Origin of the sequence: Propionicicella superfundia DSM 22317 (assembly GCF_000423465.1) — a bacterium.
Lineage (GTDB): Bacteria > Actinomycetota > Actinomycetes > Propionibacteriales > Propionibacteriaceae > Propionicicella > Propionicicella superfundia.
On sequence record NZ_KE384021.1, the window covers coordinates 373,115 to 395,230 of the forward strand.

Below are 22,116 nucleotides of genomic sequence, written 5' to 3' on the forward strand. Positions count from 1 at the left end.
GGACCCGGTGGACGGGCTCGGGGACCCGGTGGACGGGCTCAAGGACCCGGCGAGCGGGCCGCTGCTCGACCTGCGCGACGTCACGAAGAGCTACCGCCGCCGGGGACGACACCGCAAGCCCGTCGTCGACCGGATCAGCCTCGCGATCGGGGTCGGCGAGTTGGTCGCCCTGGTGGGGGAGTCGGGATCGGGCAAGTCGACCATCGGCAAGATCGTCGCCGGCCTGCTGTACGCCGACTCGGGCACGGTGCGCGTGGCGGGCCAGGATTACCCGACCGCCGTCTCCGAGGCGATTCCGCGGCTCACCCGCGCCCAGCGCCGCTCCGTCCAGATGGTGTTCCAGGACTCCTACTCGAGCCTCAACCCGCGCCGCACGGTCCGCGACTCCATCGTCGCGCCCCTTGTCGCAGGCCGGGCGTCACGGGCCGAGGCGGACACCCGGCTGCGCGAGGTCACCGACCTCGCCGGGCTCGCCACCGACCTCCTCGACCGCTATCCGTCCCAGCTCTCCGGAGGACAGCGGCAGCGGGTCGCGATCGCCCGGGCCCTGGTCCTCGACCCCGGCCTGATCGTCGCCGACGAGGCCATCTCGGCCCTCGACGTCACCGCCCAGCAGGAGCTCATCGAGATGATCCGCGTCCTCAAGACCGAATCGCGGACGTCCTTCCTGTTCATCACCCACGACCTGGGCGTCGCCCGCCACCTCGCCGACCGGGTCGTCGTGCTGAGCCCCGACGGCATCCAGGACACCGGAACGCCGGCGGAGGTCTTCCAGCACCCGCGCTCGGCGTACACGCGGGCGCTCATCGACGCCGTCCCTCGCATCACGACGCGGGCATCATGACGGCCGACACCATCTCGCCGTCGCGCCCGACAGGGACAGCGCTCGTGCTGCGCCACCTGCGCCGTGACCGCACCTTCGTCGCGGGCGCGGTCATCGTCGCCCTCCTCGTGGCCCTCGCGCTGCTGGCCCCGGTCATCGCGGCCGTGGTGGGACACGGCCCGGACGCACAGTTCCCCGACATCGCCATCGACGAGTCGGGAATCCCGATCACGGGCGGGCACGGATTCCTGCTGGGGGCGGACGCGCTCGGGCGGGACGTCTTCATCCGCGTGCTGTACGGGGCGCGCGTGTCCCTGGTCATCGGCGTCGTGTCGACGACCGCAGCCATGCTGATCGGTGTCGCGGTCGGCCTCGTCGCCGGGTACTGGCGGGGCTGGGCCGACGCCGTGCTCTCCGAGGTGACCAACGTCACGCTGGCGTTCCCGATGCTGCTCACGGCGCTGTCCATCGCCGCGCTCAACCGTGCGCCGGGCGGGTCGACCTACGTCAGCCCGCCGGTGGTCGTCGTGGTGATCATCTCGCTCTTCTCCTGGACGTATTTCGCGCGCGTGGTGCGCGGCGTGGTCATCGACGTCACGAACGCGAACTACGTGAAAGCGGCGATCGGGGCCGGGTCGCCGTCGTCGTGGATCGTGCTCAGGGAGATCCTGCCCAACACGGCGCCGTCGGTGATCGTCTACTGGGCGGTGCAACTGCCGACCAACATCATGGCCGAGGCGACGCTGTCCTACCTGGGCGTCGGCATCCGCACCCCGCAGGCGAGCTGGGGCCTGATGATCTCCGAGGCGCAGACCTCCGGGCTGTACGTCGCCCAGCCCATGATGCTCATCGCGCCCTGCCTCGCGCTGTTCGTCACGGTCCTCGGCTTCAACATCGTGAGCACCCGGCTGCGTGCCCACCTGGACCCCGACAAGAAGGGCTGACCGTGACCAGATCCATCGGCGTTCGGGCACTGCGGATGCTGCTGACCATCCTGCTGGTGACGCTGGTCGCGTTCCTGCTGACCAAGGTCGCCTACGCGAACCCGGCGCGGTCCCTCGCCCCCGAGAACGCGTCCCCCGAGACCGTCGCCCAGATCGCCGCGTCCCTCGGCCTCGACGAGCCGTGGTGGGTGCAGTTGCGGTACTTCCTGTTCGGAGGGCCGGCGATCAAGGGCGTCCGGACGGGCCTGTTCACGGTCCCCCCGAGCCTGGGCTACTCGTTCCGCGAGCAGCGGCCCGTCCTCGACCTCATCCTCGAGAAGATCCCGGTCACGGCCTCCCTGGCGATCGGCGCCCTGGTCATCTGGATGACCATCTCGATCCTGTCCGGCGTGCTCGCCACCCGGCGTCCCCAGGGGCTGTTCGACCGGGCGAGCTCGACGGTGAGCTACGCCCTGCTGTCCCTGCCGGTCTTCGTCACCGGCGTCCTGCTGCTCTATTTCGGCTACTACCGGCTCACCCTCGCCGGAATCGACGTGTTCCCCAGCGGGGGGTACGTGCCGCTGACGGAGTCGCCGGGGCAGTGGGCGCGTCACCTGGTGCTGCCCTGGCTGACGCTCGTGCTCTACGAGGTCGGCGTCTTCCAGCGCGTCGTGCGCGGAGCGGTGCTCGACGTCTCGTCGTACGACTTCATCCGCACCGCCCGGGCCAAGGGGGCGGGCTGGTGGCGGGTCTCGTTCGGCCACGCGCTGCCCGGAGCCCTGACGCCGATCCTGACGCTGGCGGGCATCGAGTTCGCGTCCATCCTGGGCGGCGCCATCGTGACCGAGCAGATCTTCGGCCTGGACGGCGTGGGACGCCTCGCGGTCAGGGCCGCTCTCACCGGCGACGGCCCGGTGGTCATCGGCTGCACCCTCTTCGCGGCGGTCGTGTTCGTCGTCATCACCGCCGCCGTCGACATCGTCATCGACGTCCGAGCGCGCAGGGCGCGCTGAGGACATGTCTCCGCGCCGCCGTCCGGTCGGCGCGACGCATCAGGGAAAGGAAAGACAACCATGAGGAACCGCAGAACATCGGCGGTCATAGCCTTGGCCGCCGGCGCCGCACTTCTCCTGTCCGCATGCGCACCAGGAGGGTCCGGCGGGGAGACCGCGGGAGCCGGCGCGCAGCGGGGTGGCACCTTGAAGATCGCGTCGGTGGGTGACATCGACAGGATCGACCCCCTGCAGGCCTACACCGCCGAGGCATGGACCGTCGCCCGGGCGACGACCCGGCAACTGGTGACAACCAGCGGCAGCACCGAGAGCGTCGGCGACGACATCGAGATCGTGCCCGATCTCGCGAAGTCGTGGGACGTGAGCGCCGATGGCCTCACATATACCTTCCATCTGCGCGACAACGCGTATTTCTCGGGGGCCTCGACCCGCAAGATCACGGCGGACGACTTCGTCTATGCCATCAAGCGGTTCGCCGATCCCAACGCCCAGGTCGGCGCCATCGCCTACTACAACGCGCTCCTGGACGGCTTCGCCGAATACGGGGCCGAATTCGCGAAGGTCAAGACCGGCGACCTGACGGCGGTCAAGGAGTTCATCGACAGCCATGAGATCTCCGGCGTCACCGCCACCGACGACACCACGCTCGTCCTGAAGTTCACCCAGCCGGCGAACGACATCCTCGAAGTGCTCACGCTGCCGTTCGTGTCCCCGCTGCCCGAGGAGGTCGTGTCCAAGTACTTCTCGGATTCGCTGGAGTTCCGCCAGAACTTCGCCTCCAGCGGGCCGTACTACATCTCGTCCTACAGCCCCAACAACTCGCTGGAGCTGAAGCGGGCGGAGACCTACGACGCGGCTGCCGACCCGGTCCGGGCGGCGTATGCCGACACGATCCTCATCGACACCACCGTCTCGTCGGCCGATGCCGTGGCGCAGCAACTCCAGACCGGTGAGGCCGACCTGCCGCTGTACGTCCGCTCGTTCCCGGCCACGGTGATCTCGCAGTACCAGCAGACCAAGGCCGACTACCTGCACACGTCCCCGGGCGGGCAGCAGGTGTTCCTGTCGATCAACGGCATCTCCGACGGGACGTCCCAGGGGCAGAAGGGCCTCAAGGAGTTGTCCGTGCGGCAGGCCCTGAGCTACGCCATCGACAAGTCCGCGGTCGTCAAGGCGATCGGCGGCTCCAGCGCCGCGAACGTCCAGGGCGAGATCCTGAACTCGACGCTCGTCGGCCACACGGGCGAGGATCCGTACGCCACGACCGACAACGCGGGTGACCCGGCGAAGGCGAAGCAGCTCCTGGAGGATGCAGGGTTCGCGGGCCTGAAGCTGAACCTCGCGTACCGGACGAGCGACGAGTTCACGAAGATCGCCACCTCGCTGCAGGCATCGCTGGCGAAGTCGGGGATCACCGTCAACCTCGTGCCCGTGCCGGAGGCCGACTACTGGGCGTTCCTCGCCGACTCCGAGAACGCCGACCAGTGGGACGTCGCCCTGGCGACCTACACCCCGGACTGGCAGGGCAACAGCGCGCGGCAGATCCTCGGCGGCTGGCTGGACTCCGACTACGCGAGCCCGGGTGCGGTCTGGGGCATCGCCTACGACAATCCCGACCTGAACGCGGCCGTCGAGAAGGCCTTCGTGGCCAAGGATCCGGAGGCGGCCTGGCAGGAGGCGAACACGATCGCGACGAAGGACCTGGCCTGGGTGCCCCTGCTCGAACGGGTCGTCACGGTGCCGACGTCCACGAACGTCACGAAGTGGACGTGGGCCTCGCTCCCGGGCGGTGCCGACTGGACGAATGTCGCCGTCAAGTAGCACCGCGCCGCACCCGGCGGCGTCGCACAACGGAAAGGAACGAAGAATGTCCGCTCTCACCGTCCGGATCGACGGACGTGTCGCCTGGCTCACCTTGGACAAGCCCCCGGCGAACGCGTTCGACTACTGGACCTACCACGAGCTCTACGACAACATCACGGCGCTGGACGCCGACGACGAGGTGTACGTCATCGTCATCAAGGCGAACGGCCGCTTCTTCAGCGGCGGGAACGACGTGAACGAATTCGCGAATCCGACGGTCGCGCCGGAGGGCGACATCCCGGCCGACGAGATCATCGACGTGGCACTCGGCTCCATCGGGCGGACGACGAAGCCGGTGATCGCGCTCGTCCAGGGTGTCGCGGCGGGCAGCGGCTTCTGCGTGGCCGCCTACGCCGACATCGTCGTGGCCACGCCCGAGGCCCGCTTCGGCATCCCCGAGGTCAAGCGCGGGATCGTCGGCGGAGCACCGGAGGCGGCCTCGGTGTTCCCGCCGAAGCTGGCCCGGTACCTGGCGCTGACCGGTGATCTCATCGGCGCCGACCAGGCCTACGCCGTGGGTTTCGTGACGAGCCTCGTCCCGGCTGAGCAGTTGATCGAGGAGGGCAGGAGGATCGCCGAGAGCATCCTCGGCAATCCGCCGCTGACGGTGCGTCTCGCCAAGGAGTCGCTCGCGAACATCTATCCGCCCGATCGGGTCGCCGACCAGATCGCCGCCGACGCACCCCGGTTCGTCGCCTCCGCGGCGACGGAGGACTACCAGGAGGCGATTCACTCCTTCCTGGAGAAGCGGCCGCCGGTGTTCCAGCGCCGGTAGCTCCCAGCCCCGCCGAACGCTCCCAAACTGCCGGAAACCCGCCGGAATCCGGCAGTTGCGGAGCGTTCGGCGGGGCCGTGTCCGGTGGTTGCGGAGCGTTCGGCGGGGCCGCGTCCGGCGGTTGCGGAGCGTTCGGCGGGGCCGCGTCCGGCAGCCCGCCCGCACGGACGCGGCCTGGACGAATTCCGGCTCCGGCTTCGGCGGTGCTACGGTGTGGGCATGTCTGCTGCACGCGCCACCATGACCTGCCTGGGCGCAGCGCGTGCGCGAATGTGTTGTCTCAGCCACTGATTCGCTCGCACAACACGATCCTTCTCGCCCCTCCTTCCTGAGATTCGGCGACCCTTTCCTCTCCTGTCCACGACGGCTCGTCGCGAGGAACCCTCGTTGAGTTCCCGTCCGTTCCGCCTCAGCGCCAAGGACTCGTCCATGTCTGTTGCCCAGCCGGCTTCGGCTGTTTCCCTCGTCGATCCCCGAAGCCCACGCTTCGGGGCCGCCATCACCTCGGTGGTGCTCATCGCGACCCTGCTTCTCGGTCCCACCTGGGGATCGCCGCTCCTCGTCCTGCAGACCCTCGCCTTCGCGGCGGGGTCCCTGCTCGGCCTGCCGTTCCAGCCCTACGGGTGGGTCTTCCGCACCTGGGTGCGTCCGCGGCTCGGCCCCCCGGCCGAACTCGAGGACGCCCGTCCGCCACGCTTCGCGCAGACCGTGGGCCTCGTCTTCGCGCTCGCCGGCCTCGCCGGGGCGATCCTGACCCTGCCCGTGCTGTTCTACGTCGCCGTCGGGTTCGCACTCGTGGCCGCCCTGCTGAACGCGGTCTTCGACTTCTGCCTCGGATGCGAGCTCTACCTGCTCGTCGCGCGCCTCCGCGGCACGGCACCCGCGCCCGCCCAGGAAGGGCGAGCGGCGTCGTGACCGGACTGTGGATCGTGCTCGCCGCCGTGGGTGTGGCCGTCGCGTTCGGCGGGTATCGGTACGTCACCGACGGCCGTGCGAAGCGCGAGCGTCCGTCGCGGCAACGGCAGCTCCGCGCCGATCAGCTCGGAGCCGACCTCGGCACCGGCGCGACTCTCGTGCAATTCTCGGCACCCGTGTGCGGCCCGTGCCGGACCACGCACCGGCTGCTGGAGACCCTGACCGCCGACGACCCCACCGTCATTCACGTCGACATCGACGCCGAGACCCGGCTCGACCTCGTGAGCGAGTTCGGGATCACCAGAACCCCGACGGTCCTGCTGCTGGATCGCGACGGGACGGTGCGGCACCGGATCGTCGGTCCCGCACGCAGGCCCGACGTCCTCGACGCCCTCGGCCAGGTGACCGGCTCCGCCGCCGCCTGAGACGTCACGAAAGACCATAGAAGAAGAACAACGAAACTGGAGGAACACGAACAATGGCCTACTACGAAGACGCGACCGCACTCATCGGGCGCACCCCGCTGGTGAAGATCAACCGGCTCTACGGCGACTCCGCCGCGACCGTGCTCGGCAAGCTGGAGTACTACAACCCGGCGAACTCGGTGAAGGACCGCATCGGCGTCTCGATCGTCGACGCGGCCGAGGCCGACGGTTCGTTGAAGCCGGGCGGGACGATCGTCGAGGGGACGTCGGGCAACACGGGCATCGCGCTGGCCTGGGTCGGTGCCGCTCGCGGCTACCGGGTCATCATCACGCTGCCCGAGACCTTCTCGAAGGAGCGCCGTGCCGTGCTGCGCGCCTTCGGGGCAGAGCTCGTCCTCACGCCCGCCGCCGACGGCGTCCCCGGTGCGAACAAGCGGGCCGAGGAGATCGTCGCCAGCACGCCGGGCGCGATCCTCGCCAGCCAGTTCTCCAACCCGGCGAACGTCGCCATCCACCGCGCCACGACCGCCGAGGAGATCTGGGCGGACACCGAGGGCGCCGTGGACATCGTGGTGTCGGGCGTCGGCACCGGCGGCACCATCAGCGGCGTCGGCCAGGTGCTCAAGGAGCGCAAGCCCGAGGTGAAGCTGTACGCCGTGGAGGCGGCGGAGTCGGCCGTCCTGTCGGGCGAGCCGAAGGGGCCGCACAAGATCCAGGGCATCAGCCCGGGGTTCGTTCCCGAGATCCTGGACCGTGCCGTCGTCGACGGCATCATCAAGGTGGCATCCGAGGACGCCCTGGAATGGGCGCGGCGCTCCGCCAAGGAGGAAGGGCTGCTGGTGGGGATCTCCGCCGGCGCCGCCCTCCGCGCCGCGGCCGATCTCGCGGCCGACCCGGCCAATGCCGGCAAGACGATCGTCGTGATCGTGCCCGACTGGGGTGAGCGCTACCTGTCCACCCCGCTGTACGCCGATCTGCTCGACTGATCGTCGCATCCGCGGTCCGGACATCGCCGGGGGCTCCGGGGTTCACGCCCCGAGCCCCCGGCGCTGTGGAACCCGACCCCCGCCAGAGGGCCGGGCCACCGGACCGAGCCAAACGTCCACAGCCCCGATCACAGCGCCGGCCGACTCCCGACCATGGTGAGCCCGACCGCTCCGACCGGGGCGACGCCGATGCCCCGATGGGACGCCCGACGCGAACCGACCACGTGGCGTAGCGTTCCTCGGAAGCAGCAACACCTTCGAGGAATCCCATGAGTGACGGGCGAGCAGTCGCGCAGACCCACGGATCCGCCCCTGGCAGGAACGCGGACAGGGACGTGACCGTCCCCGGGTTCCGGAACCTGCGAGACGTCGGAGGCTATCCCCTGCTCGGCGGGGGGACGACCGCCCCGGGCCGCCTGCTGCGCGGGGACTTCCCCGCACCGGCGAGCGCCGAGACGCTCGACGGGCTGCGACGCGTCCCGATCGGGCTCGTGATCGACCTGCGCGGGGACGAGGAGACGACAGCCGACCCGTCCCCCTTCCCCGGCTGGGGCATCGCGGTGCACGCCGAACCGCTGTTCGAGGGTTCGGCCAGTTCCTTCGTCGCCCAGCGCTTCTCGATCGAGCAGATGTACGCGCACCTCGTCCAACACAGCGGTGCGGCCCTCGCCCGGGTGGCTCGAGCGGTCGCGACGACGGACACCGTGGGAGCGACCCTCGTGCACTGCACAGCGGGCAAGGACCGCACCGGGATCGCGGTCGCGCTGATCCTGTCGGCCATCGGGGTCGATCGCCGCCACGTCGTCGCCGACTATGCGGACACGGAACGCCACTACGACCAGGCGTGGCGGCGCGAGCGGATCGCGGCGCTGCAGCAGCACCATGTCGTGGACCTCACGGACGTGATCGACCTGCTCGCGACCAGCCCCGCCCCGGCCATGGCGGCGGTCCTTGACCGGATCGACGCCCGCTGGGGCAGCCCGGAGGGGTATCTGCGAGCCCACGGGCTGCGCGACGAGGAACTCGGCGGGTTGCGCGACCGCCTCACCTGAGACCGCCCGGCCACCGCTGGACCTCCGGCCGCGAGCGTGACGAATTGCGCCCCCAGGGAACGGGACGAACGCCCCGGTCGCCCCGCCGCGCACCGGCGGGACGGTTTGTCACATCTCGGGAGACGCGGGCACTACCCCTAGCTACGCTCCGGCCGCGAAGCTACCGGGGGACCGGTAGCGTCCTGACCGTGGCGTAGCGGCACGGCCGAAGGGTAGCGGGCCGCGGTGCGCTGGTCGTGGTCCGCGGCGCGCGTCAGTACGCTGATGCGCATGTCCTCCGCCGATCCCGACGACTTCGCATTCCTGGCCGCCGACGCAGCCGCCGTCGGCGCGGACGGACCGCTGCCTCCGGTGACGCGCGTGTCCCTGACCGACGAGGTCAGCGCCCTGTCCTGGGGGGATGCTCCCGCCACCGTCGCGCTGGCCCACGGGGCCGCGCTCAACGCACACACGTGGGACGCGACTCTGCTGGCGTGGCTCGCCGGCTCGCCGGCCTCCCCGCACGGCCTCCTCGCCATCGACCTTCCGGGACACGGCGACTCGCCCTGGCGCGACGACGGCGTCTACGCGCCCGACCGCATCGCGCCGGCGGTGGGCGACGCCCTCGCCGCCGCTGTCGGCGACGGACTCCTCGCCCCGGGCTTCACCCTGATCGGCCATTCGCTGGGCGGGCTCACCGGGCTCGAACTGCTGCGCACCGGGCGCGCCTCGTTCCGCCGACTGGTGCTGGTGGACATCCTGCCGCTGCCCCCCGACGCGGCCCGGACGGTCGCCGCGTTCCTCGACGGCCCCGCGTCCTTCGCCTCCCGCGCCGAGATCGTGGAACGTGCGCTCGCGTTCGGCTTCGGCGGCGCCCGCGACGCCCTCGAACGGGGCGTCGCCCTCAACACGAGGACGACTCCCGACGGACGCGTGGTGTGGAAGCACCACCTGGGACAGCTCGGCGCGCGCGGGATGCCGCCGATCGATGCCGAGGCGCTGTGGCCGGTCGTCGCGTCGGCGCCCGTCGGGCTCGACCTCGTCCTGGCCGAGCAGTCGCTCGTCGACGGGCCCACGCTGCGGCGATTCGAGGAGTTGCGCCCCGAGAGCAGCGTCCAACGGCTGGCCGGCGGGCACAACCTGCAGGAGGACGCGCCCGGGCCGCTGGCCGCCGTGTTCGCGAGCCTGCTCGACGCGCCGAACGCCTGAAGCGGGCCGCCGCGGACGGCAGTGTCCAGATTCGCCGCTTCGCGCCGCGGGCGTCACCGGCCGTGGCTACACTGTGCCCCATGCATGACGTTGCCACGTTCTCCGGCCCGGGTCGTCTCCCGCTCGCCGAGACGGCGATGTGCATGTGTGCGTGTTGTCGAATGTCCAACTGACACCGCACCCTCGATCGTCGCCGCGCCGCGCGCCGGCAGCGGTCACCACAGTCTCCTGAGCTGATCCGTCCCCCAGGGTGATCCCTGCCGGGCGTGCGGTGTTCTCTACCCGAATCCACACCTGTACTGCCCCTGAAAGGGACCACCGCGCCATGAGCGAAGACACCAACCAGACCCCGTCCGTACCCGAATCCACGCCACCGGAGAACTCCGCCCCGCCCGGCGACGAGGCACCCGCGACCGGCAGCGTCGACGCCAGCCTGGCCGGCAAGGAGCGTCGTTCCCGCTCCCGCTGGATCGTCCTCGGCGCCGTCGCCGCGGTCCTGATCGTGGCGATCGTGGCCACGTTCCTCATCCTCGGCAACAAGCAGCAGGCCACCGCTGTCGCCGACACCGATGCCACGCTCACCGTCGGGCTGACCCTGGAGCCCACCAACCTCGACATCCGCAAGACGTCGGGCGCCGCGCTCGAGCAGGTCCTGATCGGCAACGTGTACCAGGGACTCGTGAGCCGCGCGACGGACGGCAGCATCAAGCCCGCGCTCGCCACCGAATGGAAGATCTCCGACGACGCGCTCACCTACACGTTCACGCTCGCCGAGGGCGTGACGTTCAGCAACGGCGACGCGCTCACCGCGAAGACGGCCGCGCAGAGCATCCAGAGCGTGATCGACGACAAGCTGCTGGGCTCGGAGTACCTCGGCTCGGTGAAGAGCGTGACCGCCGCCGACGACACCACGCTCACCATCGTCCTGACGCAGCCCTACCCGGATCTGCTCTGGGCCCTGTCGGGTCGCGCCGGACTCGTGCTCGATCCGGCCGCCACCAACGACGCCGCCACCACGGCGATCGGCTCCGGCCCGTTCACCCTCGAATCGTGGAAGCAGGGCGACTCGCTCACCCTCGCGCGCAGCGCCTCGTACGCCGGGGACAAGCCCAAGGTCGCCAAGGTCGTCTTCCGCTACATCACCGACACGAACGCCGCGCTCAACGCCCTCAAGGCCGGCGATCTGGACGTCCTCGCCCCGGTCGACGGGAACCTCGTCTCCCAGTTGTCCACCGACGAGTTCACGACCACCCGCGGGCAGGCGTCCGACAAGTTCGTCCTCGCGTTCAACAACACGGTCTCACCGTTGTCCGACAAGCGCGTGCGGCAGGCGATCCGCTACTCCATCGACCACGAGGCGATCATCAAGGCGCGCGGCGGAGCGGACACCGCGCTGGGCGGCCCGATCCCCGAGGGCGACCCGGGCTATGAGGACCTGACCGGCCTGTACACGCGCGACGTCGCGAAGGCGAAGAGCCTTCTCGCCGAGGCGGGCTACGCCGACGGGCTGACGCTCACGCTGACCATCCCGAGCTTCTACGGGGACGTCCTGCCCAACCTGCTGACCTCGCAGCTCGCCGAGGCCGGGATCACGCTCAAGACCACCTCGGTCGAGTTCGCCACCTGGCTGCAGGACGTGTACACGAACCACGACTACGAACTGAGCATCGTGGATCATGCCGAGAGCCACGACTTCGGCTCCTGGGCGAACCCGGACTATTACTTCGGCTACGACAACGCCGAGGTGCAGAAGCTGTACGCCGAGTCGCAGGTCGCCACGTCGACCGAGACGTCGAGCGACCTGCTCGCACAGGCCGCGAAGATCGTCTCCGAGGACGCCGCCGCGGACTGGCTGATCAACTTCCGGACCGTCACCGCGGTCCGCGCGGGGGTCGAGGGCTTCCCGACCGACCAGATCAACAACCGCCTCGACGTCAGCACGGTCACGGTAGCCAAGGCCGACTGATCCGATGCTGTCCTTCACCCTGCGCCGCGTCGCCCTGTTCGTGGGTGGCCTGTTCGTGACGACGATCGTCGTGTTCGTCGTCCTGCGGGTGCTGCCCGGCGACGTGGCGCAGGTCATCGGCGGCATCAAGGCGACGCCCGAGCAGATCGAGCAGATCCGATCCGAGTACGGGCTCGATCAGCCGCTCGTCGTGCAGTACGTCGCCTGGCTGGGCGGACTGCTCCGCTTCGACCTCGGGACCTCGCTGATCACCCACACGCCGATCGGCGCCGAGATCGCCGAGAAGCTGTCCGTGACCCTGCCGCTGTGCGTGGCGGGCATCGCGGTCGCCCTGGTGATCGGCGTGCCCCTCGGTGTCTACGGAGCCCTCCGGCACCGGACGACGGCGGGCCGCGTCGTCGCCTATGTCGCACAGGCCGCGGCGGCCGTCCCGGTGCTGTGGACGGGGCTCATCCTCATCCTGCTCCTGGGCCGGGGCGTCGGCGCGGTCAGCCTCCTTCCGACGCAGGGGTTCCCGAAGGACGGCTGGGCCGACCCGGCTGCGGCGCTGGCCTCCATCGCCCTTCCGGCTCTGACGATCGGGATCGTCGAGGGCGCCGTCGTCCTGCGCTACATGCGCTCGGCCGTCCTGAACGAGATGAACCTCGACTACATCCGGACCGCGATGTCGCGCGGCCTGACCCGGACGGGCGCCGTTCTCCGGCACGGCGTTCCGAACGCGAGCATCTCGGTCCTGTCGGTGGTGGGACTCCAGACCGCCTCGCTGGTGGGCGGTGCCGTCGTCATCGAGGAACTGTTCGCGCTGCCCGGTCTGGGGGCGAAGCTCGTCTCCGACGTCGGCAACCGGGATCTGCTGTCCGTGCAGGGGATCATGGTCGTCCTGACGGGCCTCGTCCTGGCCATCGGCCTCGTGGTGGACCTCGCGCACCGGGTCATCGATCCCCGCCAACGGCGGGTGGAGGCGTGATGGCGGCCGAATGGACGGCGGCCGAGCTCGCCGAGATCGACATCAGCCCGGGCCGGCGGGCCTCCTGGCGGCTCCCGGGCTGGCTGGTGCGCACCGCCCGTCGCCCGCACGGCGTCTTCGGGCTCGTGGTGGTCGCCGCGGTGCTGATCGCGGCGGCCGTGTCCCTCGTCTGGACGCCGCACCCGCTGCTCGCCGCCGACTCGTCCCACACCTGGGCGCCGCCGTCGTGGACCCATCCCCTGGGCACCGACCAGATCGGGCGCGACACCGCGTCGTGGCTGCTGGCAGGCGCTCGCACGACGGTCCTCGTCGCCGCCGGTGCCACGGCGATCGCGGCGCTCGTGGGCCTGGCGCTGGGGACGCTGACCGCCTCGCTGCGGCCCCGCTTCGCCGAGCCGCTCGTCGTGCTCGTCGACATCCTCGTCGCGTTCCCGGTGCTGCTCATCGCCATGCTGCTGGCCACACCGTTCGGCGGCTCCATCGGCGTCGTGGTGGTCGCGGTGGGGATCGGCTACGGGGTGAACCTCGCCAGGGTCGTCCGCTCCGAGATCGTGCGCGTGAACGCCAGCGACTACATCCTCGCGGCGCGGGCGGCCGGAACGGGCCTGCTGCGCCGTCTGTGGCTGCATGTCCTGCCCAATGTCGTCCCCGTTCTCGTCGTGCAGCTCTCGCTGACGGCCGGCGTCGCGATCCTCGCCGAGTCGGGACTGACCTTCCTCGGCTACGGCGCCGCGCCCGCCGAGCCCTCGTGGGGGCGGGTGCTCGCCGACGCGCAGAAGTACATCGGCGTCGCGCCCCTGTCGGTGGTGTGGCCCGGCGTGGCCATCGGGGTGACGGTGCTCGCCCTCAATCTCCTGGGCGACGCCGTCGCCGAGGCGCTGGACCCCCGGCTCCGCAGTCAGGAGGCGCGCGATGGGGCTTGAGGTCAGCGACCTGCGCATCCGGATCGGGAGGCGCGAGCTCGTCCACGGCGTCACCTTCGACGTCCCCACGGGGGAACGGCTGGGAATCATCGGAGAATCGGGCTCGGGCAAGACCCTGACCGTGCTCGCCGTCCTCGGCCTGCTGCCCGAAGGGGCGACGGCGGAGGGGTCGGTGCGATGGAACGGCCGTGAGCTGTTGGGCCTTCCCGACCGCGACCTCGCCCTGATCCGGGGCAAGGAGCTCGGCGTCGTCTTCCAGGACCCGAGCTCGGCGCTGAACCCGATCCGGACGGTCGGGGCTCAGATCGGCGAATCCTTGTCCATCCACTACGACCTGGATCGCCGCGAGCTGCGGCAGCGGGTCCTGGCCGCCGCGGCCCGGGTCGGGCTGCCCGACCCGGAGGAGATCGTCCGGCGCTACCCGCATCAGCTCTCCGGCGGGCAGCGGCAGCGTGTGGCCATCGCGATGGCCGTCGCCTCCGGTCCGCGACTCCTCGTGGCGGACGAGCCGACCACGGCGCTCGACGTCACGGTGCAGGCGGGCATCCTGCGGCTCTTCGACGACCTCGTCGGGACTCTGGGATCGTCCCTCGTGTTCGTCACGCACGACATCGCGCTGCTCGGCGCGGTCACCGACCACGTGGTCGTCATGGCCGACGGCCGGATCGTGGAGAGCGGCCGGCTCGACACCGTGGTGGACGACCCGCGCGAAGCCATCACCGCCGGGCTCGTGGAGGCGGCGCGGGTCGCCGCCTGGGACGGGGGGCCGGTCGCATGAGCGACGTCCTGCTCCGGGGTCGCGGCGTCTCCCGCGACCATCGGCTGCCGCGGACGAAGGTGTTCGGGCCCGCGCCCGTGCGCCGCGTCCTGCACGGCGCCGATGTGGACATCCACGCCGGCGAGGCGGTCGCCATCATCGGCGAGTCGGGATCGGGCAAGTCCACCCTGGTCCGCATCCTGCTGGGCCTGCAACACGCCACGGCCGGCACGGTCGAGTTCGACGGGCGGCCCGTGCGGCCGCGGGGCATCCGTACTCAGCACTGGCTGCGCCGTCGCACCGGGATCGTCCTGCAGGATCCCTACGCGTCGTTGAACCCGCGGCTCACCGTCGCCCGGATCGTCGCCGAACCGCTGCGTTCGTTGCAGATCGACGGCGATCACCGGCGGCTCATCGGCGAGGTTCTCGAACGCGTCGGGCTGCCGCACGAGCTGGCGAGCGCCTATCCGCACGCCCTGTCGGGCGGCCAGCGTCAGCGGGTCGCCATCGCCCGGGCGATCGTCCACCGGCCCGACCTGCTCGTCGGCGACGAGCCCATGAGCGCCCTCGATGTGACGCTGCGGGCAAGCATCCTCGAACTCCTCCGCGACCTGCAGCGGGAGCGAGGGATGTCGTTGGTCGTCGTGTCACACGATCTGGGCCTGGTGCGGCACTTCGCCGACAGGGTCTTCGTCCTGCACGACGGGCGGATCGTCGAGCAGGGCCCGACGCATTCGCTGTTCCATCACCCGCGCCACGAGTACACGCGCCGTCTCGTGGACGCGGTCCCAAGGTTCTCCCGGCCCGGTGCCGCGCCCTCCGCCACGGGCGACGCGCCGAGGCCGGGAGCGGACGACCCGTCCGCCCCGCGCGGTCCCGGCGGGCCGGCGTCCGAATCGACGACAACACACACTGAGGAGTGAACACATGGCACACGTGAAGCTGGTGACCCGGGAGGATCTGAGCCCCGAGGGTCAGAAGCGCTGGGACGCCGAGATCGTCCGGTCGGGGGCGCAGCCCACCCACATGAAGCGCGCCCTGCTGAACCACCTGCCGTCCTACGACGCGCTGATGAACTGGTACCCGCTGTACGCGGAGGTGGAACGCATCGTGGGCCAGCGCGGTGCGGTCGTGTACTCCTTCGCGATCTCGACGCAGAACGAGTGCCTGCTCTGCACGACGTACTTCCGGCGCGCCCTGCGCGAGCGCGGAGAGGACATCAACGGGCTGGACTTCGACGAGGTCGAGCAGGATCTGGCGGAGTTCGGACGTTCGCTGACCCGCCAGCACCGCAGCGACCCGGAGCTCGTGGCGCGTCTCGTCGAGCGCTACGGCGAGGAGGGCATCGTCGCGCTCGTCGGGTTCGGGATCCTCATGATCGGCAACAACATCACCAACTCGTTCCTGCACGTCGAGCTGGATCCCGGCCTGCAGGACCTCGCCGACGAGCTCGCGGCGCAGGCCGCCGGTGAACTCGCCGAGGCCGAGGCGGCGGTCAACGCCACACGGCCCTGATCCGCGGTCGAGCTGGTCGCAGCGGTCCTTGAGCTTGTCTCGTAAGCGGTCCTTGAGCTTGTCGATAGGACCTTGAGTCACCAGGCACCGGTCCTTGAGCTTGTCGAAAGGACCTTGCGCCATGGTGGTTTCGACAGGCTCAACCACCGTAAGAGGGCTCGCCCACCGTAAGAGGGCTCACCCACCAGGCAGTGGTCCTTGAGCTTGTCGAAAGGACCTTGAGTCATGGTGGTTTCGACAGGCTCAACCACCGTAAGAGGGCTCAACCACCGTAAGAGAGCTCGACCACCGTAAGAGAGCTCGCCCACCGCAAAGAGAGCTCACCCACCACAAAGAGAACTCACCCACCAGGCAGTGGTCCTTGAGCTTGTCGAAAGGACCTCAACCGCCGAGAAAGACCGGGCCCATTCACCCGGTCTCCCGCGGGTACCGTCCCGCATCCCGTTCGTCCTTCGACAGAAGCAGGATCCTCCATGCCCATGAGCACCATCGCACCCACGACCACACCGGCCCGCGCCCCGGCCCACGAGGTCGCCTACCTGCCCGCGGCGCGCGTGGGCGAGCGGAGGCCGAGCCATGACTGAGACGAGCACGGCGACGCTGGTCGCATCCGACCTCGCCCACGTGGTGCACCCGCAGCACTTCGTGGGAGAGACGCAGACCCCCCGGATCTGGGTCGGCGGCCACGGGGCCTACCTTCGCGACGCGGCAGGCAAGGACTATCTCGACGGACTGTCGGGCATGTGGAACGTCTACCTCGGCCACGGCCGGCGCGAGCTGATCGACGTCGCCGCCCGGCAGGCGGAACGGCTGTCCTTCGCCACCGGGTACGCGGGGTCGCTCAACCCCGTCACCGTCGAGTTGGCCGAGACGCTGGCCGGGATCACCTATCCGGGGATCGACTCCTTCTACTTCACCTCCGGCGGCGGTGAGGCGACCGACACGTCGATCCGGACCGCGCGGTACTACTGGCGTGCGCTCGGACGTCCCGGCAAGCGGATCGTGATCTCGCGCGAGCTCTCGTACCACGGGTCGACGATCGGCTCGTCCTCGGCGACCGGGGTCGCGGAGTTCTCCGAGCCGTTCGGCGGGAGGCTGCCCGACCACACGCTGATCGGCTCCCCCTACCCGTACCGGTTCGCGTCGACCGACGGGGTGTCCGACGGCATCGCGGCCGCGAACCTCCTCGAACAGGCGATCCTCGCGGCGGGGCCCGAGAACGTGGCCGCCTTCATCGCCGAGCCGGTGCAGGGCGGCGGCGGGGGCGTGCTCGTGCCGCAGGACGACTACTTCCGCCGCATCCGGGAGATCTGCGACACCTACGAGGTGCTGTTCATCAGCGACGACGTCATCACCGGCTTCGGCCGGACCGGACGCTGGTTCGGCCTCGACCACTGGGATGTCACCCCCGACATCGTCCAGTTCGCGAAGGGCATCACCAGCGGCTATTTCCCGTTCGGCGGCGTCGGCTTCTCGCGGGCGATCCGCGACGTCCTCGACGAGGCGTCGTCGGGCGGGCGCTGGTGGCACGGGTACACCTATTCGGGTCACCCCATCGGCTCCGCGGTCGCCCTGGAGACCATCAGGATCATTCGCGACGAAGGGCTCGTCGAGCGCTCGGCGGCGCTGGGCGGGCGGCTGCTGGACGGGCTGCGGGAGACTCTCGGCGATCATCCCCACGTCGGCGAGATCCGCGGGCTCGGGCTGCTGGCCGCCGTCGAGCCCGTGCAGGACAGGGCCACCAAGGAGCCGTTCGCCGAGGAGCTGACCGTCGCTCCCCGGATCAAGGAGGCGCTGTACGAGCGTGGGCTCGCCACCCGCGTCCTCGACAACGCCATCTGCCTCGCCCCGCCGCTGATCGTGTCGGAGTCCGACGTGGACCGGATCGTCGACACGGTGTCCTCGGCGGTGCGGGACGTCACATCTCATGGCGCGCGAAAGACAGGAGCCAATCGATGAGCACAGGTACGCAACCGTCCATGTCCGCCCGAACAGGGCAGCGGCGGGGGAGGGCGGCCGCATGAGCGTCCCCGACCGCAGCCTCGGGTTCGAGACCCGGCAGCTCCACGCGGGATTCACCCCCGACAGCGACTACCACGCGGCGGCGCCGCCGATCTACCAGACGACGTCCTACGTCTTCCCCGACTTCGAGACCGCGCGGGCGATCAACGCGCTCGAGGATCTGTCCTACGACTACACCCGCATCGGCAACCCGACGGTGGAGTTCCTCGAGAACCGGCTCGCCGACCTCGAGGGCGGCACGGCGGCCGTCGCGTTCGCCTCCGGGCAGGCGGCGACGGCGAACACGATCCTCAACATCACGCACGCGGGGGACAACGTGGTCGCGTCCCGGACGGTGTACGGCGGTTCGTACAACCTGTTCGCGAACACGCTGCCGCGGCACGGCGTCACAGGGAAGCTCGTGGACGCCGAGGATCCCGCCAACGTCGAGCGGGCCATCGACGAGCACACCAGAGGCGTGTTCATCGAGACCATCGGGAACCCCGACATCAACGTCCTCGACGTCGAGCGGCTCGCCGAGATCGCCCACGCGGCGGGGATCCCGCTGATTCTCGACAACACGTTCGCGACGCCGTACCTGTTCTCTCCCTTCGAGCACGGAGTCGACATCTCGATCCACTCGGCCACGAAGTTCATCGGCGGTCACGGGACGACCATCGGCGGGCTCGTGGTGGACGGCGGCACCTTCGACTGGAGCAGCGGCAAGTTCCCCGACTTCACCGAGCCCGATCCCAGCTACGGCGGCATCGTGCACTGGGAGAAGTGGGGCGACTTCCCCGATGCGGGCAACGTCGCCTTCGCGTTCAAGCTGCGCCTGCACTACCTGCGCACGCTGGGTGCCGCGATGAGCCCGTTCAGCGCGTTCCTGCTCATCCAGGGGCTGGAGACGCTGTCGTTGCGGCTGGAGCGGCAGGTCGCCAACGCGAAGGCGGTGGCGGAGTTCCTCGCCGAGGACCCGCGCGTCGACTGGGTGAGCTACCCGGGCCTGCCGTCGAGCCCGTACTACGACCTGAGCCGGCGCTACCTGCCCCGGGGTGCGGGATCGGTGGTCGGCTTCGGCGTCAAGGGTGGTCTTGCGGCCGCGCGGACCTTCATCGAGGCGTTGCAGGTGTTCACCTTCCTCGCGAACGTGGGGGACTCCCGCTCGCTCGCGCTGCATCCGGCGACCGTCACGCATTCGCAGTTGAGCGAGGAGCAGCAGATCGCCGCCGGCGTCCGTCCCGAGCAGATCCGGCTCTCGGTCGGCACCGAGTCCGTCGAGGACCTGCTCTGGGATCTCGATCAGGCGCTGGGCCGGGCGGTCTGACCGCACCCCGCCACCGCCGAACGCTCCCGAACTGCCGGAATTCGCGCGAATTCCGGCGGTTTGGGAGCGTTCGGCGGTGGCGGCTCAGCGTTCGTGGACCAGGCGGCCGTGGACGAAGGTCGCCTCGACCCGCAGGGTGCCGAGCGCGGCCGACTCGACCTGGAGCGGGTCGCGGTCGAGGACGACGAGGTCGGCCTCCTTGCCCACCTCGATGGAGCCGGCGAACTCCGACAGCCCGCAGGCATGGGCCGCCTCGGAGGTGTAGGCCCGCACGGCGGCCTCCACCGGCAGCGCCTCGCCCGGCAGCAGGGGATCCGCCAGCGATCGAGGGTCGGACGCGTGGGGGTCGCCCGGCGCCGCCGTGCGGTTCACGGCGGTGTGGATGTTGGCGATCGGATCGGGCGTCGAGACGGGCCAGTCGGAGCCGAAGGCCACCCGCACGCCGGCGCGGGCCAGCGACCCGTACGCGAAGTGGCGTTCCTGCTGATCGGCGGTGAGCAGGGGCAGCTTGGTCTCCACGAGAACCGGGTCGTGGCGGGCCCACAGCGGCGTGACGTTGGCGATGGTCCCGAGCCGGCGCATCCGTTCGAGATCGGGTCTCGCGATGAGGTCGATGTGAGCGATCTGGTGGCGCCGACGGCCGCGGTTCGCGGTCGCCTCGATGGCGTCCAGCGCCTGCGCGACGGCGCGGTCGCCGACCGCGTGAAGATGCAGGTCGAAGCCCAGGTCGTCGAGCGCCCGGGCGGCTGCCGCCAGCTCGTCGTCGCCGAACTGCAGCACTCCGTGCTCGCCGGGATGCCCGGCGTAGGCGTCGAACACGGCTCCCGTCAGGTTCTCGCAGTTGCCGTCGAGGATGAACTTCGCCGCCGTGGCCCGGAACCGGCCGTCGGCCGCATCCCGCCGGGCCGCGAGTTCCCGGGCCAGGTCGAGCCCGCTCCCGGGATGCCAGTACAGCGCCCCGGTCACACGGGACGCGAGCGAGCCGTCGGCGGCGGCGCGACGGTAGTGGTCGTACGGGTCCGGCATTCCGAGCGCCTCGCCGACCAGGGCGTCCTGCCACGCCGTGATACCGAGGCCGTGGAGATAGGCCTGCGCCTCCAGAAGGGCCCGGTCGACGGTGCCCCGGTCGGGTGCCGGGCGATGGGCGTCGATCAGATCGGCGGCCAGTTCGAGGACGTGACCGGTCGGCTCGCCGTCGCTGTCGCGGGCGATCCGGCCTCCGGGCGGATCCGGCGTGTCCTTGTCGATGCCGGCGATGCGGAGCGCGGCCGAGTTCACCCAGAGACTGTGCGCGTCGTGGCTCTGGAACGCGGCGGGGCGGTCGGGGATCAGCCGGTCGAGCTCCCGCCTGTGGGGGAACCCGCCGGGGAAGAGGTCGCCGTACCAGCCGAATCCCTCGATCCACGGCCCGGGATGGCCCGCGGCGTAGTCGGCGATGAGCTGCCTGTAGCCCTCCAGGGAATGGACGCCGGAGAGATCGCACTGCAGCCGCGCGATGCCGCCGCCGACGAGATGGAGGTGGCTGTCGATGAACCCCGGCAGGAGCGCTCGTCCGGCCAGGTCGACGACCTCGGTGCGCGGACCGCGGTGCTGCGCCACCGCGTCGGCCCCGATCGCCACGATGCGTCCCCGGTCGACCGCCACCGCGCTGGCGGCGGCACGGCCATGCTGCTGGTGCACGGTGCCGTTCACGAAGACCGTGTCGGCCCATCGGTGATCGCTCATCCGGGATCCTCCTGTTCGGGGTGCTGGCCGGCGCCGGGCATCAGGCGTACCTGCCCGACGCCGCGAGCGCGGGATCGCCGAGGAGGTGGGCCGCGGCGGTCAGGAAGGTCGTGAGCGCGAGGGGACTGCTCACGGCCTCGTTGCCGCTGATCAGGTGGAGCACCAGACCGTCCTCCAGCGCCAGCAGGGTGCGCGCGGTCGCCGCCGGGTCCGCGCACCGGAACACGCCGCGGGCGACCCCGGCGGAGACGAGCTCCACGTACAGCCCGTACTCCAGGCGCCACAGCCCCGAGAGAAGGACTGCATGGCGCGGGCTCTTCCTGCCGAGCCGGTGCATCTCGTAGAGCAGTTCGATCACCTCCCGGTCGGCGTAGGGAGGGAGCCCGACCTTGAAGGTGGCGACGAGCCGGAGCCACGGGTCGTCCTGATGGCCGGCCGCCGCGGCCGTGCGCAGCGCCGAGTAGCGGGCGACCGCGTCCTCGTGGACGGCGAACAGCAGATCGTCGGTGCTGCCGAAGTGGTAGAGGACGGTGCCCGGCGAGACCCCCGCCGCGGCCGCGATCTCTCGGACCCGGGCACCCTCCAGGCCGCGGTCGCGCAGCACGCGTCCCGCGGCGGCCACGAGCCCACGTCTGCTGGTGTCGGATTTCGAGGGTGCTGTCATGGCCCCACATCATGGCACCGTCTCGGTCGGAGGGCGGCCCTTTTTACACAGTTGTACAGTTCCAACCCTCGCGAGACCCCCGTCGGAGTGGCCGTCTCGCCGTCAGCGGTCTCGAAAGTTACAAACGTGCGACAACCGTGAAACCGTCCTTCTAGGCTGGGCACGCCTCGTTAGCATGCGGCATCGGGGCACGCGCCTGGTGACGGGTTCGGCAGATGACGTTTCCGGCGGGTCGCCACAACACCAAAATCCTGAACTGTCGTTCAGAAATGAATGGAGCCAGACCGGTATGCGACGTGGTCGAGCAC

Annotated in this window: 20 protein-coding genes; 18 read left to right on the plus strand and 2 right to left on the minus strand. The window is 70.4% G+C overall.

Annotated elements, in window-relative coordinates:
• The 18 genes from G555_RS19585 to G555_RS0111630 all read left to right on the plus strand — a co-directional run.
• Positions 1 to 844 (plus strand): ABC transporter ATP-binding protein (locus G555_RS19585; protein WP_211223241.1); only part of this gene is annotated, 844 nt, incomplete at its 5' end.
• Positions 841 to 1,767 carry an ABC transporter permease gene (locus G555_RS19590; RefSeq protein ID WP_036922488.1) on the plus strand — a complete coding sequence of 309 codons (927 nt, stop codon included), beginning with the start codon at positions 841 to 843 and terminating at the stop codon, positions 1,765 to 1,767. The genes G555_RS19585 and G555_RS19590, both read left to right, overlap by 4 nt.
• Positions 1,768 to 1,769: 2 nt before the next feature.
• Positions 1,770 to 2,759: an ABC transporter permease gene (locus G555_RS0111550; RefSeq protein ID WP_028708987.1), complete on the plus strand. Its 990-nt coding sequence runs from the start codon at positions 1,770 to 1,772 to the stop codon at positions 2,757 to 2,759.
• 60 nt (positions 2,760 to 2,819) lie between these two features.
• A complete protein-coding gene (locus G555_RS0111555) occupies positions 2,820 to 4,580 on the plus strand; it encodes an ABC transporter substrate-binding protein (protein ID WP_028708988.1) in 1,761 nt (586 codons plus the stop codon).
• Positions 4,581 to 4,626: 46 nt separating this feature from the next.
• The gene (locus G555_RS19595) at positions 4,627 to 5,397 is read left to right on the plus strand and encodes an enoyl-CoA hydratase/isomerase family protein (RefSeq protein ID WP_051208915.1); all 771 of its coding nucleotides are present in this window, start codon (positions 4,627 to 4,629) and stop codon (positions 5,395 to 5,397) included.
• A 429-nt stretch (positions 5,398 to 5,826) separates the two neighbouring features.
• On the plus strand, positions 5,827 to 6,312 hold the full coding sequence (locus G555_RS19600; protein ID WP_051208918.1) for a DUF4395 domain-containing protein: 486 nt from the start codon (positions 5,827 to 5,829) through the stop codon (positions 6,310 to 6,312).
• The gene (locus G555_RS0111570) at positions 6,309 to 6,737 is read left to right on the plus strand and encodes a thioredoxin family protein (RefSeq protein ID WP_028708989.1); all 429 of its coding nucleotides are present in this window, start codon (positions 6,309 to 6,311) and stop codon (positions 6,735 to 6,737) included. The genes G555_RS19600 and G555_RS0111570 overlap by 4 nt, the downstream gene beginning before the upstream one ends.
• A 53-nt stretch (positions 6,738 to 6,790) precedes the next feature.
• Positions 6,791 to 7,723 (plus strand): cysteine synthase A, encoded by a 933-nt coding sequence (gene cysK, locus G555_RS0111575; protein WP_028708990.1) that lies wholly within the window; start codon positions 6,791 to 6,793, stop codon positions 7,721 to 7,723.
• Between the two features lie 269 nt (positions 7,724 to 7,992).
• Entirely contained in the window at positions 7,993 to 8,775 is a 783-nt protein-coding gene (locus G555_RS0111585; RefSeq protein ID WP_084635209.1) for a tyrosine-protein phosphatase, read from the plus strand.
• 270 nt (positions 8,776 to 9,045) lie between these two features.
• On the plus strand, positions 9,046 to 9,963 hold the full coding sequence (locus tag G555_RS19605) for an alpha/beta hydrolase (protein WP_036922809.1): 918 nt from the start codon (positions 9,046 to 9,048) through the stop codon (positions 9,961 to 9,963).
• Positions 9,964 to 10,288: 325 nt separating this feature from the next.
• On the plus strand, positions 10,289 to 11,929 hold the full coding sequence (locus G555_RS19610; protein ID WP_084635210.1) for an ABC transporter substrate-binding protein: 1,641 nt from the start codon (positions 10,289 to 10,291) through the stop codon (positions 11,927 to 11,929).
• Positions 11,930 to 11,933: 4 nt separating this feature from the next.
• Positions 11,934 to 12,896 carry an ABC transporter permease gene (locus G555_RS0111600; protein ID WP_028708992.1) on the plus strand — a complete coding sequence of 321 codons (963 nt, stop codon included), beginning with the start codon at positions 11,934 to 11,936 and terminating at the stop codon, positions 12,894 to 12,896.
• Positions 12,896 to 13,819 carry an ABC transporter permease gene (locus G555_RS0111605; RefSeq protein ID WP_084635211.1) on the plus strand — a complete coding sequence of 308 codons (924 nt, stop codon included), beginning with the start codon at positions 12,896 to 12,898 and terminating at the stop codon, positions 13,817 to 13,819. Before G555_RS0111600 ends, G555_RS0111605 begins: the two co-directional genes overlap by 1 nt.
• Positions 13,809 to 14,597 (plus strand): ABC transporter ATP-binding protein, encoded by a 789-nt coding sequence (locus G555_RS19615; protein WP_036922492.1) that lies wholly within the window; start codon positions 13,809 to 13,811, stop codon positions 14,595 to 14,597. Before G555_RS0111605 ends, G555_RS19615 begins: the two co-directional genes overlap by 11 nt.
• Entirely contained in the window at positions 14,594 to 15,499 is a 906-nt protein-coding gene (locus tag G555_RS19620; RefSeq protein ID WP_084635212.1) for an ABC transporter ATP-binding protein, read from the plus strand. The genes G555_RS19615 and G555_RS19620 overlap by 4 nt, the downstream gene beginning before the upstream one ends.
• A gap of 4 nt (positions 15,500 to 15,503) precedes the next feature.
• Positions 15,504 to 16,091 (plus strand): carboxymuconolactone decarboxylase family protein, encoded by a 588-nt coding sequence (locus G555_RS19625; protein WP_051208923.1) that lies wholly within the window; start codon positions 15,504 to 15,506, stop codon positions 16,089 to 16,091.
• 576 nt (positions 16,092 to 16,667) lie between these two features.
• Entirely contained in the window at positions 16,668 to 18,050 is a 1,383-nt protein-coding gene (locus G555_RS0111625; protein WP_028708994.1) for an aminotransferase family protein, read from the plus strand.
• 61 nt (positions 18,051 to 18,111) lie between these two features.
• Positions 18,112 to 19,419 (plus strand): O-acetylhomoserine aminocarboxypropyltransferase/cysteine synthase family protein, encoded by a 1,308-nt coding sequence (locus G555_RS0111630; protein ID WP_028708995.1) that lies wholly within the window; start codon positions 18,112 to 18,114, stop codon positions 19,417 to 19,419.
• Between the two features lie 84 nt (positions 19,420 to 19,503).
• On the opposite strand, the gene G555_RS0111635 is transcribed toward G555_RS0111630, so the two are convergent.
• Together G555_RS0111635 and G555_RS19630 are read right to left on the minus strand one after the other, a co-directional pair.
• A complete protein-coding gene (locus G555_RS0111635) occupies positions 19,504 to 21,144 on the minus strand; it encodes an amidohydrolase (protein ID WP_028708996.1) in 1,641 nt (546 codons plus the stop codon).
• 40 nt (positions 21,145 to 21,184) lie between these two features.
• The gene (locus G555_RS19630) at positions 21,185 to 21,808 is read right to left on the minus strand and encodes a TetR/AcrR family transcriptional regulator (RefSeq protein ID WP_084635213.1); all 624 of its coding nucleotides are present in this window, start codon (positions 21,806 to 21,808) and stop codon (positions 21,185 to 21,187) included.
• Positions 21,809 to 22,116 lie beyond the last annotated feature (308 nt).